General features: G+C 28.6%; 14 protein-coding genes. 3 read left to right on the forward strand and 11 right to left on the reverse strand.

The features are described 5' to 3' along the window. Nucleotides 1-179: 179 nt before the first annotated feature. Nucleotides 180-1,364, forward strand: a complete 1,185-nt coding sequence (locus tag D4Z93_RS07100; RefSeq protein ID WP_119971819.1) for an aminotransferase-like domain-containing protein — start codon at nt 180-182, stop codon at nt 1,362-1,364. 68 nt (nt 1,365-1,432) lie between these two features. Further along, nucleotides 1,433-1,588, forward strand: a complete 156-nt coding sequence (locus tag D4Z93_RS13220) for a hypothetical protein (RefSeq protein WP_162920268.1) — start codon at nt 1,433-1,435, stop codon at nt 1,586-1,588. A 47-nt stretch (nt 1,589-1,635) separates the two neighbouring features. Here D4Z93_RS13220 and D4Z93_RS07105 read toward each other — a convergent pair whose 3' ends face one another. The 11 genes from D4Z93_RS07105 to D4Z93_RS07155 form a co-directional block, all read right to left on the reverse strand. Next, a complete protein-coding gene (locus D4Z93_RS07105; RefSeq protein ID WP_119971821.1) occupies nt 1,636-2,514 on the reverse strand; it encodes a GNAT family N-acetyltransferase in 879 nt (292 codons plus the stop codon). A 79-nt stretch (nt 2,515-2,593) separates the two neighbouring features. Beyond that, nucleotides 2,594-3,640: a CotS family spore coat protein gene (locus D4Z93_RS07110; RefSeq protein ID WP_119971824.1), complete on the reverse strand. Its 1,047-nt coding sequence runs from the start codon at nt 3,638-3,640 to the stop codon at nt 2,594-2,596. Between the two features lie 96 nt (nt 3,641-3,736). Continuing rightward, entirely contained in the window at nt 3,737-4,117 is a 381-nt protein-coding gene (speD, locus tag D4Z93_RS07115; protein WP_119971827.1) for an adenosylmethionine decarboxylase, read from the reverse strand. A 214-nt stretch (nt 4,118-4,331) separates the two neighbouring features. Next, on the reverse strand, nt 4,332-6,248 hold the full coding sequence (locus tag D4Z93_RS07120) for a bifunctional 4-hydroxy-3-methylbut-2-enyl diphosphate reductase/30S ribosomal protein S1 (RefSeq protein ID WP_119971830.1): 1,917 nt from the start codon (nt 6,246-6,248) through the stop codon (nt 4,332-4,334). A gap of 13 nt (nt 6,249-6,261) precedes the next feature. Beyond that, nucleotides 6,262-6,924 (reverse strand): (d)CMP kinase, encoded by a 663-nt coding sequence (gene cmk, locus D4Z93_RS07125; protein ID WP_119971833.1) that lies wholly within the window; start codon nt 6,922-6,924, stop codon nt 6,262-6,264. 101 nt (nt 6,925-7,025) lie between these two features. Continuing rightward, on the reverse strand, nt 7,026-8,249 hold the full coding sequence (locus tag D4Z93_RS07130; RefSeq protein ID WP_119971835.1) for a BaiN/RdsA family NAD(P)/FAD-dependent oxidoreductase: 1,224 nt from the start codon (nt 8,247-8,249) through the stop codon (nt 7,026-7,028). Nucleotides 8,250-8,446: 197 nt separating this feature from the next. Beyond that, nucleotides 8,447-9,805 carry an NADP-specific glutamate dehydrogenase gene (gene gdhA, locus D4Z93_RS07135; protein ID WP_119971838.1) on the reverse strand — a complete coding sequence of 453 codons (1,359 nt, stop codon included), beginning with the start codon at nt 9,803-9,805 and terminating at the stop codon, nt 8,447-8,449. A gap of 177 nt (nt 9,806-9,982) precedes the next feature. After that, complete coding sequence (locus D4Z93_RS07140) at nt 9,983-10,858, reverse strand: MurR/RpiR family transcriptional regulator (protein WP_119971841.1); 876 nt, start codon at nt 10,856-10,858, stop codon at nt 9,983-9,985. A gap of 99 nt (nt 10,859-10,957) precedes the next feature. Next, a complete protein-coding gene (locus tag D4Z93_RS07145) occupies nt 10,958-11,122 on the reverse strand; it encodes a YpmA family protein (RefSeq protein ID WP_119971843.1) in 165 nt (54 codons plus the stop codon). 51 nt (nt 11,123-11,173) lie between these two features. Then, on the reverse strand, nt 11,174-11,887 hold the full coding sequence (locus D4Z93_RS07150) for a pseudouridine synthase (protein ID WP_119971846.1): 714 nt from the start codon (nt 11,885-11,887) through the stop codon (nt 11,174-11,176). 65 nt (nt 11,888-11,952) lie between these two features. Further along, nucleotides 11,953-13,353, reverse strand: coding sequence for a glycosyltransferase family 2 protein (locus D4Z93_RS07155; protein ID WP_119971849.1), 1,401 nt, complete (start codon nt 13,351-13,353; stop codon nt 11,953-11,955). Nucleotides 13,354-13,627: 274 nt separating this feature from the next. Here D4Z93_RS07155 and yedF point away from each other — a divergent pair, with 274 nt between their 5' ends. Next, on the forward strand, nt 13,628-14,206 hold the full coding sequence (yedF, locus tag D4Z93_RS07160; protein WP_119971852.1) for a sulfurtransferase-like selenium metabolism protein YedF: 579 nt from the start codon (nt 13,628-13,630) through the stop codon (nt 14,204-14,206). Nucleotides 14,207-14,230: the final 24 nt, after the last annotated feature.

Here is a 14,230-nt window from a genome sequence, read left to right on the forward strand (position 1 = left end):
AATTTAAAATAATGTTTTGTATTTTTTTGTTTACATTTTTTTAATTAACATAATAATTAATACGTCAATATTAAAAAATTATAATATTTTTTTAAATTTTGTAAGGATATTAAAATATTTTGTAGAATATATATATTATAGACTTATATCTAAATTTAAATATTAGGAGGTATTTTTATATGAATGTACATTTTTCAAAAAGAGCAGAAGGATTAAAAGCTTCAGAGATTAGAGAACTTTTAAAACTTACTGAAATGCCTGAAATAATCTCATTTGCAGGAGGCTTGCCCGCTCCTGAATTATTCCCTGTCTCAGAAATGATAGATGTTTGCAAAAATGTTTTTTTGAATGATGGGGAATCTGCTTTACAGTACAGTTCTACAGAAGGGTGTAAAGAACTAAGGGAAATAATTGCAAAAGAAAGAATGGCTGCTGCCAAAGTTAACACAACATATAATAATATCGCAATTACAACTGGATCCCAACAAGCAATAGAATTTTCCGCTAAAATATTTGTAAATGAAGGAGATACCATAATATGTGAAAGTCCAAGCTATCTTGGAGCACTAAATGCATTTAAAGCATATAATCCAAACTTTGTTGAAGTTCCTATGGATGAAAACGGTTTAATAGTTAGTGAATTAGAAAAGATTTTAAAATCAACCTCTAATGTAAAGCTAATATATACCATTCCAGATTTTCAAAATCCTACTGGTAAAACTTTACCTGACGATAGAAGAGAGGCTATTGCAAAACTTGCTGCCGAATATAAAGTTCCAGTAGTAGAAGATAGTCCATATGGAGATCTTATATTTGAAGGAACTAGGCATCCATCAATCAAGAGCTTTGATAAAGATGGATGGGTAATTTACTTAGGTACATTTTCAAAAACTTTCTGTCCAGGATTAAGAATTGGATGGATATGTGCTTCACCTGAAATACTAGAAAAATATATAATAGTTAAACAAGGTGCTGACCTTCAAGGTAGTACATTGGATCAGAAAATTACTGCTCAATTTATGAAAGAATACAACTTAGATTTGCACATCAAAGATATAATAAAAGTATATGATAGACGCAGAAAGTTAATGCTTAGTAGTATAGATAAATATTTCCCAAAAAATACATCGCATACTAATCCATGTGGTGGCTTATTCACATGGGTTAAATTAAAAGATGGATTAGATGCTGCCGAAATATTAAAAGATGCATTAAAAGAAAATGTTGCATATGTTCCTGGAGGTGCCTTTTTCGCTAATGGAGGTCATCCTAATTACTTCAGATTGAATTATTCCTGTATGAGTGATGATAAAATAGTGGAAGGAATCAAGCGACTTGGTAAAGTTCTTTCTAAATATTGTTAATATATGAATAATAAAACATACTAAAAAACTCCTTTCAGGTTAAACTATTCCTAAAAGGAGGCGTTAATATGTATGATGTAAAAGATCCAGAACAAAATAAAGAAGATAAAAAGTATTTAAGATCTAATTGTATATGTGACAGAAGCTATTTTAGTGGTCTTCCTTGTGAAGGTATGTTTGAACTCAAGTCCGTACATGTACCCATTGAAACTTCTTTGAAATAAACTGTAACAATTTATAAAATAAAAACATAGCCTTAAGTTTATAAAGGCTATGTTTTTATTTTCCACTTATATCTCTCATTTTCAATCTCAAAACCCATTTGTTTATATAAATTTAGTGCTATATAATTAGAATTATTTACTTTTATCTTCACATTATTAAATCCATTACATATTACAATCTTCAATAAATATGTCAATAAACATTTGCTGTATCCTTTACCTCTATATTCTTTTAATATACCAAAGTTAACTATAATCGGCACATTTTCCTCTAGTATTATTTGACCATATCCGATATAAGTATTTCGTTTTTTTATGAATATAGCCCCTTTTTTTAAATAATAGCTCTGCATTTCATCAAAATAGATATCATCTAAACTAAGAGGAACTCTAGTATTATTTTTAAATATTTCATTTTGTATTAAGCATCTTTTCTTCTCATCTTTACCAATTTTTAAAATATCAAAATTTATATCTTCCTTAATTGCTATGGGTATATTATGATCTAAATTTAAATTTAATATCAAAGTACCATCTACTGTTTCAAAACCTATATTTTTTAAAATATTAAAATTAAAACCATTATTTTGGCAAGTATAATAAAATGTAGAGTTCTTTTTAAGTCTATTTACAATATATTTATAAGGATCAATTAATTCTATATTAATTGAATTACTAATATTCATAGCATTTATTGTATAAACATTTCTATAACTATAATTAGCATCACACCATATATACCCTATATACTTAAAATTATATGAAAGCAATTTAACTCTTCTTCTCAAAAAAACCTTATTAGTAAAACTACCATTATCATACATTTTAAAAAAGTCCATATTCAAAAGATTAAAATGATCGTTATTTTCATTCAGTTTTCTGAATTCATTTAAGTTTTTTTTATTTAAAGTCATAATTTTATACATTATAAATATCCTCTTAATAATCCCAAATATAGTTATATTAATAAATCAAGTATAATTCTTAATTTTTTACAAGTCAAATTCATTTATAATTATCAATATATTTCAAATAGTTCTCTAAAAATTCATTTTGTAATTCATCGTATTTTATTAGTCTTATGAGTTTATGAGTGTATTTTTGTTCACTTAAGTTCTTGTTTTTTATATATCTCTTTCGTCCAAGCTTCCAAAATTTATGGGGAAATATAATTAAGGATAGCATGACTTCAAGTTCTTCTTTATTTAATTTATTAATTGAACTGTATGCTTCTATCAATTTTAATGCCTTATAAAAATCCCATTCATAATTCTTTTTAAACATTAACCGTCTAATTAATTTTCCAAGATCGTTCACATGTAAATCTATAACTATACTATCTAAATCTATTATATAATAATTATGATTTTTTTTGATTATATTTTGGTAGTAAAAACTATCATGGCATATAGCTCTACTTAAACTTGATTTTCTCGATAATCTATAATATTCTGAGGTATTTAAAAAATGTAACGATATGATACCCTTATTATACATACTATGTATATATTTTTTGTACATAATATCAAAGTGCGTCTTTAATTTCTTATTTTCTATTATATTTTCAAACTTTTCGAGATCATGTAAACACTTGATAAATATGTTATTCCAGTTCTTAAGATTGTTCCTTATCTTAAATGAGCTCATATCTATTTTGCTCGTAGCTATATGATATCTTGCAAGTAGTTTGACGCATTCAATTGCTTCATGAATATCATTTAAATTACATTCTTGTCCATCTATCCAATCTGTAACATAAAACAATAAATTCTTAAATTTCACATAACTATGACCATCATTAGTTTTATAATACCTCGCAGTATTATAAAAGCCATTATTTAAAAGTTCTTCAACTAATAAGCTCCCATTATAGGGCTTATTTTTACCATGCTTAAGTTTTTTTAGACAAACATTCCCATCTGAGGTTTTAATCTTATAAACGCTTCTAACTTTTTTTATATCTAAAATACAAAAATTATATCTCTTAAGTATTCTATTTACCATTTTCTTTTCTTTCTCAGATATATAAATGCTATCCTTACTTTCATCCATAAATATTTACCCATCCACAATTATTTCTCTAGTAAAGTATATTATTCAGAATAAAAATTATTACATATAATAAAAGACCATCCTTATGATGATCCTTTATATATCTAACGCTTTAACTGATACTGGTTGTTCAAATATTCCCCTTTTAACCTCTGTAGCTGTCATATTTTTGGCATTTAGTTTCTCCGTCATATAGTTACATGCATTCCATGGATTTATTCTATTACCACACGTAAATACATCAACAGCTGCATATCCAAGCTCTGGCCATGTATGAATTGTTAAATGGGACTCAGATATTATTACAACTCCACTAACACCTTGAGGACTAAATTTGTGAAAAGCAACCTCTCTTACTTCAGCACCAGCTTTTAAAGCCGAATCAACCATCAATTTTTCTATAAACTCTTTATTATTTAAAATTTCTGAACTACATCCATAAATTTCTGCTAAAATATGTCGTCCTAATTCATTCATCGCCTATGTCTACCTCCTTATATAGAAATGTAACAATTAAATTTTATCAAAAATTATAAAAAAGTCAATATATATAGTCATTATTTTGAAAATATATGTATAAAACTCTATTTACTTAGATATATCTCTCAATTTCTATAAAAATATATAAAAAATGCGTGATATTTTATAATACACGCATTTTAGTAAAAATATTATATTTAGGAGTACAGATTTATATTTCATCAACCTCTTTTATGCTAAGACCTATTTTTTTATCTACTTTATTTACATCAAGTATTTTAGCTTTTATTTTTTGTCCTATTTCTAAAGCATCATCAGGCTTATTTATTCTCTTATGGCTTATTTGTGATATATGAACTAAAGCATCTACTCCAGGTTCTAGTTCTATAAATGCGCCAAAGCTGGCAAATCTTACAACCTTACCTAAAACAATACTTCCTACTGGATATTTTATATCAACATTATTCCACGGATCATCTATGAGTTTTTTAATTGAAAGCGATAATTTCTTTTTATCTTTATCTATATCGAGTATATATACTCTTACCTTCTGACCTATTTTTAAAACATCTTCAGGCTTTTCAACCCTGCCCCAACATATTTCAGAAACATGTAAAAGACCATCTATACCTTGAACATCTACAAAGGCTCCGAAGTTTGTAATTCTTTTGACTTCTCCTTCTACAATCGTGTCTTTTTGTAAAGACTCCCATGTGGCCTCTTCCTTTTTGACTCTTTCCTCTTTTAATATTTTTCTTCTAGATGCTACTATTCGTGTACTTTTTCTTTTTTCTTCAAATTCAATTATTTTTACATCCAATTCTTTATCAATGTACTTTGAAAGATCTTCCACATGAAACAGTTCCACATGTGATGCTGGAATAAATACTCTTATTCCGTTATAATTTGCAACTAATCCACCATTTACGGATTCTTTAACTAAAATATTCAAAGTAGATCCATTTTCGAAAGCTTCTTTAACTTCTTTATAAGCTTTTTCTCTTTCAATTTCTATCTTAGACAGGACAACATTTCCATTTTCATCCTTTCTTCTTATAACTTTTACCTTCATTTTTTGATCAACTGATATTAAATTTCTTAAATCTTCATTCTCTGATTTTGTAACCTCTGATTTTGGTAGTACACCATCTACTTTATATCCTATATTAAGAAAAGCCTCTTTCTCACTTACAGAGATAACAGTTCCTTCTATTATCTTGCCAACTATTATTTGATTATCATTTTTTTCCATATAGGCTAGCTGCTCGTTAACCTCTACATTATTATCTTGACTCATTTTTACAATTGCCTCCTTTATTATCCAATCTGGTGTTGAAGCTCCTGCTGTAACACCTACAACTTTTGTTTTTATATTAATTATATCATCAGGCATTTCTCCTGAATTTTCGACATGAATAGTATTAATACAGTTACTTTTACATATTTCGTACAACTTAGTAGTATTCGAACTATTTCTTCCACCAAGTACAACCATTAGGTCAACCTTTTTAGATAATTCTCCTGCAGACTTTTGTCTGAGTTCTGTAGAACTACATATAGTATTAAAAGCTATAAATTCTTTGCATTTTTTAGAAACTATAGCCAAGACATTATCCCAATTACTTTGTTTTTCAGTAGTTTGAGAAACAATACATAATTTATTAGGAAGTTTTTCAAGATTACTTCCATTCCTTGATATTATAGCCCTATTATCACACCATCCATTGATACCAATAACTTCTGGGTGAGTTTCATCTCCTACTATTAATATTGAATATCCTTTATTATAATATTTAAAAACTTTTTTATGTATGCTTGAAACATATGGACAAGTCGCATCTATTATAGTATTAAACCTAGATTTTAATAAGTTCATTACATCTTTCGATACACCATGTGAACGTATTATAATAATATCATCAGATTTAAGAGTATTTATATCACTTAAATTTATAGAATATATACCCTCACTTTCTAAGTATTTTACAACATCCGTATTATGTATCAAAGGACCAAGTGTATATATTTTCCTATCAAATTTCTTTTGAGTATTTAATGCTTCATCCACCGCCCGCTTAACTCCAAAGCAAAAACCTGCTTTACTTGCAAGTATAACCTCTACATTCATATAAAACTCACCTTCAATTGGATTTTATATAATCCATTATATATTTTGACATCATATCAACTACTTCATTTATATCTAATCTTGAAGAATCTATTTCTATTGCATCTTGAGCTTTCTTAAGTGGACTTAATTTTCTATGTGAATCTATGTAATCTCTCTTTATTATATCATTTAAAATTTTATTATACTCAACATTAATTCCTTTTTCCTTAAATTCCTGAAACCTCCTCCTAGCTCTTTCTCTAATATCTGCAGTTAGAAAAAATTTAATATCTGCATCTTTTAAAACTACAGTACCAATATCTCTGCCATCCATTACAACATCATATTCATTAGAGATATCACGCTGCAATCTTACAAGTATCTCCCTAAGTTCGGGTATAGAGGCATAGTTTGAAACAGCATTGGTTACATTAATACTTCTAGTATCTATACTTACATCCTCATCATTAACTATTATATTCTCACCTTTAAACCTTATTTTAAGTGATTTTGCAAGTTCACATACAGATTTTACATCTGTGTGTGATATTTTATTCCTCATTGCAATTAAAGTAATTGCCCTATACATTGAACCCGTGTTAATATAAACCAAATCAAACTTACTAGCTACAATACTTGCAATAGTGCTTTTCCCCGCTCCAGCAGGGCCATCAATTGCTATAGATATATGCAAAACATTATTCCGCCTTTCTAAATTTAATACTAATTCTAAATGTACAATTATTATTATTCTATAAAAAAATATGAAATCCTTTATTTATAATTACAAATATACTATAATTCGATCAAACTAATTCCAGCTAAATATCCTGTCGATAATGCTATTTGTATATTGAATCCGCCAGTAAATGCATCAACATCTATAATTTCTCCTGCAAAATATAAATTATCTATTATTTTTGATCGCATTGTTGATGGATCTATTTCCTTAGTATTTATCCCTCCACTAGTAACTATAGCTTCATCTATTGGTCTACATCCTTTTATAGTTAAAGGTAATCCCTTAAGTAAATCAACTAAATCTATTCTTTCCTCTTTTTTTATGAGGTTTACTTTCTTATTGGGATCTATCTTTGAAAGCATTATTACAGTATCTATAAGTTTTCTTGGAAGGAGATCATCTAATGAATTTTTAAAATCTTTATTTATATACTTCTTGAAATCTTTTTGTATTCTTTTATCAAGTTCATTTCTCGATATTGCAGGTTTTAAATCTATAACTGCTCTCAATTTTTTCTGTTTACCAACCTCTCTACTCATACTTAAAACTATGGGTCCTGATATTCCAAAGTGAGTAAACAACATCTCTCCAAAATCTTCACAAATAACTCTATTATTTTTCAAAATCTTAAGCTCAATATTCTTAAGAGAAAGACCTTGAAGATTTTTCACCCATTCTTCATTTATTTCAATAGGTACTAAAGCCGGTGTTATATCTGTTATTGTATGTCCTAAATCTTTAGCAAATTTGTATCCATCTCCACTTGATCCTGTTTGTGGATATGACATTCCACCCGTGCACAAAATAAAAAAATCTGCTTTTAGTATTTCACCATTTTTAAGCTCTACTCCTATTATTCTATTCTTATTACAAATAAATTTACTCACACTCGTATTTAACATTATATCAACATTGTTTTGTTTAAGACTTTTTTGGAGTGCAGAAATTATATCTGAAGATTTATCAGATAGAGGAAATACTCTGTCGCCTCTTTCAATTTTAAACTTAACACCTAATTTTTCGAAAAAATCTATAGTATTTTCATTAGTAAAAGTGTATAATGCACTATATAAAAAATTTGGATTGCCCGGTATATAATTAAAAAACTCACTTATATCCTTACTATTTGTTATGTTACATCTTCCTTTACCTGTTATATATAGTTTCTTGCCTAATTTTTCATTCTTTTCTATCAATATTGTCTTGTATTTTTGGGAGGCATTTATTGCAGCCATCATTCCTGCTGGACCTCCTCCAATTACTACAGTTGTTAACATCTATTCACCACCAAAATGAATTTAATAATATAAAGTTAGTATCTTTAATATATTAATATAATAGGATAATAAAACAATAAATTCAATATTGTATCCTCAAATTGCGAAATTTCTATTAATATAACTCAAACTTAAAGAAGGTGGATTTGGGATTACATCCCCAAATCCACCTTCTTTAAGTTTAAAATTAAATAGTTTTAAATCAATCCTTGTGAATGCATAGCATCTGCAACCTTTACAAATCCTGCTATATTAGCTCCAGCTACTAAATTATATCCAAAACCATATTCTTCTGCTGCATTCTTACAATTGTTGTATATGTTAATCATTATCTGATGAAGCTTAGCATCAACTTCCTCAGCTGTCCATGATAATCTCTCACTATTCTGTGCCATTTCAAGAGCTGAAGTTGCAACTCCTCCTGCATTTACAGCCTTTGAAGGTCCTACAATTAATTCATTATCTTGGAAGTACTTAACAGCCTCATTTGTACAAGGCATATTAGCAACTTCACAAACAACTTTTATTCCAGCTTCAACTATTTTTTTAGCATCTTCTATCTTTATATCATTTTGAGTAGCAGCTGGCATTACAATATCAACTTTAACTCCCCAAGGTTTTTCTCCCTTAAAGAATTTAACACCAAATTTATCAGCATAATCCTGTACTTTATCTCTTCCTGATGCACGCATTTCAAGCATGTAATCAATCTTTTCACCAATTACTCCTTCTGGATCATAGATATATCCATCAGGACCTGAAAGTGTTACAACTTTTCCACCAAGTTCGGAAACTTTTTGACATATTCCCCATGCAACATTTCCAAATCCTGATGCAGCAACAGTCTTTCCTTTAAGACTTGTTCCCTCATGCTTAAGCATCTCTTCACAATAATAAGTTGCACCAAATCCTGTAGCTTCTGGTCTTACTAAACTTCCACCATATGAAAGACCTTTACCTGTAAGAACTCCATTTTCAAATGCCCCTCTTATTTTTCTATATTGTCCATACAAGTATCCTATTTCTCTTCCACCAACACCAATATCACCTGCTGGGACATCGACATCTGGACCTATATGTCTATACAATTCAGTCATAAAACTCTGACAAAATCTCATTACTTCTGCATCTGATTTTCCTCTTGGATCGAAATCTGAACCACCTTTTCCTCCTCCAATTGGAAGACCTGTTAATGAATTCTTAAGTATTTGTTCAAAACCTAAGAATTTAATTATTCCAATATAAACTGATGGGTGAAATCTTAATCCTCCCTTGTAAGGTCCTATAGCACCATTAAACTGTACTCTAAAGCCTCTATTAACCTGTACTTTTCCATTATCATCAACCCAAGGAACTCTGAACATTATTTGTCTCTCAGGTTCACAAAATCTCTCTAAAAGGTTTTCTTCAATGTACTCAGGATGTTTTTCAAGTACTGGTCCAAGTGAACTTAATACTTCTTCAACTGTTTGCAAAAACTCTGGCTCATTAGAATTCTTTTTCTTTACTTTCTCAATTACACCATCAATATAAGTTTTAACACTTTCATTTGTCATTTTATAATACCCTCCCTTGGCATTTTATGCATTATTTTATAATGCATATGTATATAAATTAGTTCTATATTCAATATATTCTATATAAACATCAGTTATCCTTTTTTATTTTTAAAAAAATCTTAAATTTTTAAAAAATTCTTTCATAGAAAAACAAAAATAAATAAATGTTTTTTGTTAGTCTTTTTCTTTAAATGAATAGACCTGATAATTCCCCCACATTTTTTCTAAATCAGCAAATGTAGTGGAAATTTTCTCTTTTTCTCTTAATCCAACTGCAATTATTAATGCATTTATCACACTTAAAGGTGCAACTAATGAATCAACGAAGGAAGCCATATTACTCTGAGCTATTAATGTATAATCAGCTCTTGCAGCAAGTGGTGAAAGTAAACTGTCTGTTATAGCTACAACCTTAGCACCTCTACTTTGTGCAAAATTCAATGATTCTACTGTTCTTGCTGCATAACGTGGGAAACCTATTCCTATCACCAAATCATCTTCACTTAAATTTATAAGCTGCTCAAAGATATCACTTATACCATAAGCAACAACCTTTACATTATCTAAAATCAGATTTAAATAAAATCCCAAAAATTCTGAAAGGGCAGTTGAACTTCTAAGACCTATTATATATATTCTCTTGGCGGCAAATATACTATTTACAACATCTTCGAAAGTCTTATGATTTATTTTTTCAAGAGTTGCTCTTATATTTTCCATATCAGACTTAAGAACTCCCTTTAATGCACTTTCTTTTGTAACAAAATCATTGGATAATTCTATCCTCTGTACAGTAGTAAGTTTATTTTTTATAAGTTCTTGAAGTGCTTTCTGTAATTTAGGATAACCAGTAAAACCTAATTCATTTGCAAATCTAACAACTGTCGATTCGCTAACCCCAACACTTATTCCTAACTTTGCAGCTGTCATAAATGCTGCTTTATCATAATGTTTTAAGATATATTCTGCTATTAATTTCTGTCCTTTACTTAATTTAGGGAATTTAACCTGTATGGTTCTCATTAGATCCTTCCTGTTATTCTCTTCCATAATTATTCAGTCCCTTCTTTATATTCAACTTTTTTGCAATATTTATTTCATTTTAACATTTATTGAAACAGTTTTCAATAGATTATTCATTATCGTATACTACTTTTCTTTATAAATATTTATAATATATTTACCGCCATTTTCAGAAATTCCAAAAATAAAACCATATTCCCCTAAATTTTTATTTAAGAAATCTGTGATTTTATACATATCTTCATAATGACTAAATTCTTTTGATGCTATTAATTCTAATTCGTCTTGCATTTTTTCACCTCCGAACAATTTTTTCAGCTGATACTAAGAAAGGAGTATTAATTACTTTCTGCTTCTTAAACTATTAACTTCCTGTTCACATAAATAACGCCATTCACCTTCCTTAAGATCACCAAGTTTTATATTTCCTATCTGTACTCTTTTTAAACTTATAACCGGATGACCTATTTTAATGCACATCTTTCGTATTTGCCTTTTTTTCCCTTCATGAATAGTTATTTTAACATTAGAAGACTTCCTATTATTCTTTATAATCTTAAATTTAGCATTCGATGTTATAAATCCATCTATATTTATACCACTTTCAAATTTTTTTATATCTGATTCGTCTGGATTTCCTTCAATCATAGCCAGATATACTTTATTCTTTTCTTCTCTTGGGTGAATCACTCTGTTATATATATCCCCATCATTTGTAAGAAGTATCAATCCAGAAGTATTATAATCCAGTCTACCTATAGGATATATTCTCTCTTTTATATCTATTAAATCTATTATTGTACTTCTTCCTCTTTCATCACTCACGCTGGATAAGTAACCTTCAGGCTTATTTAATGCAATATAAACCTTAGATACCTCATTTTTAATAATTTTCCCATCCAGTCTAATTTCATCTTTCTGTGGATCAATTTTTACTCCAAGTTCTTTAATTATGCCACCATTTACTGTGACCCTACCATTAAGTATAATTCCTTCACACTTTCTTCTAGAAGCTATTCCACAGGCTGCCATATATTTTTGAAGTCTTTCCCTCATAAAATTCTCTCCCCATCGTGAATTTTAAAAAAGAGATTATTTTTAAATAATCTCTTTTTAATATACTATTCAACTTCTTGTATACTTATCTGTCTTACATGTTTAGTATGGTTCCAATCCTTATTATTCTTGCCTATTATGCCCTGGATAGTTATCGGAACCCATGTTAAAGTGTAAATTCCATATAATAGATACCATACAAATAATTTTAAGAAGTATTTATTTTTCATAGTTCCAAGTCCAATTATAAAAATACCCAAATAAACTAAATTGCCTATCATTATCTGATTAAAAGTTGGTGTTGAACCAAATACATAGGAAAATACAACCATATTCAAGGAGTAAACAGCAAAAACAACAAACATAACCTTAGATAATTTCTTTTCAAGCAGCATTACAAAAGGAGTAAACAAAAAACCAAGTATGCTAAATATTTTCCATATTATAGGTGAAAACAAATAATTTATAACAAAAATATTCAATCCATGTTCTGCATTATTTTGAAGTAAGGTTAATATAGCTGACAAACACGTGAGTAAAGTTATAAATGGCTGAAATGTATAAAATGCACAATCTAATGCTGTGAAACTTCTATCCTTTATAGATTTTTTTATAAGCTTAAAGAAAAATCTAGAGGATACATCAGCAAAACCTTTCATCCATCTCTTTCTTTGATTCCATGATTGTTTTAATGTTATAGGTTTTTCATCGTAAACTATAGCATTATGTGCCCATCCAACTTTGTGCCCATGAAGAACTAATTTACATGTAAATTCTAAGTCTTCTGTAAGGCAAGTAGCTCCCCAGCCTAATTTTTTCAATATTTCCACATCCATACAAAAGCCTGTACCACCTATTTGATTAGATAATCCTAGGTTTGACCTTGCAAGCTGAAATAGTCTATTAGCAGTCCAAAATGATATTGAATATGATTCTGTTATCCATGAATCATCAGGATTTTTACTATCTATGTACCCTTGAACAACTTTATAGCCTTGAACAAGCTTGTAATTCATCTCTTTTAAGAAATTCTTAGATACAAGATTGTCAGCATCAAAAATTGCTATTGCATCATACTTTCTGTCCATCTTAAAAATTCTATCGAACATCCACTCCAGAGCACAACCTTTTCCTCTTTTATCAGGTACATGCCTCTCATGCACATCTACGCCACATTCTCTTGCAATTTTTGCTGTGTTATCAGTGCAATTATCTGCAACTACAAATATATCATACAACTCATCAGGATAGTCTATATCCTTTAAACTTTCTATTATATTTGATATGACCATTTCTTCATTATGAGCTGCTATTATCATAGCAAATGTATTTTTAGGTGCACATTTTTCAACACCTTTGTCTTCTTTTTTATACAGTCCGCATAAAGAAAGTATTAAATAATACATTGTTATTAAAAAGACTATTATTTGAAAAATAGCTGTAGAATTAAAAATAAATTCTTTCATTATAAAAATCCTTCCTTCAAGATTCTTTCATACATATACATAAAACATCGTATATCATAATATCACAATTTTTTTATCGATGTGTGTTTATCGCAATTTTCTGATTATTGCTATCTCATATTTTATTATTCACTCTATAAGATAAATATATTTTTCAATGCAATTTAAATCCACATTATGTTATAATCTAATTGAAACAAATGTATTCTATATTAATTTATCCAAAATGCATTAAATATATTAATTATATTTCAATATGAAAGGTTGTGCTAATATGGAAAAAATTATCGACTGTAGCGGATTAAAATGTCCGGAACCAGTTATCAGAACAAAACACTTTTTTGACTCAATAGAACAGGGAGAAGCTACCATAATAGTAGACAACGACGTAGCCAAAAACAATATATCCAAATTTTCTAAAAATAATGGTTTCAAATACAGTATATCAAGCAAAAACAATATGTTCTATATAAAAATAATTAAGGATAACTGTCAATGTGACTCTATAAAAACTAACGAAAAACCATTAATAGTAATCAGCAGCGATAAACTTGGCAATGGTAATGATGAACTTGGTATAACTTTAATGAAAAGTTATCTATATGCATTATCAGAAAATGACACCTTACCATCCGATTTAATTTTCTTAAACGGCGGAGTAAAACTTACATCACATGGTTCTGAATGTCTAAAAAGTATTTTATCATTAAAAGACAAAGGCGTTAATATACTAAGTTGTGGGACATGTCTTGACTTTTATAATTTAAAAGACAAATTAGCCGTAGGTGAAATCACAAATATGTATACTATAGCTGAAAAAATGAATTCAGCATCTAATACAATAAAACTTTAATTACATACAAGTCTGCTTACAAGT

The sequence above is a fragment of the Clostridium fermenticellae genome, from assembly GCF_003600355.1.
In the GTDB taxonomy this organism is placed as follows: domain Bacteria; phylum Bacillota; class Clostridia; order Clostridiales; family Clostridiaceae; genus Clostridium_AV; species Clostridium_AV fermenticellae.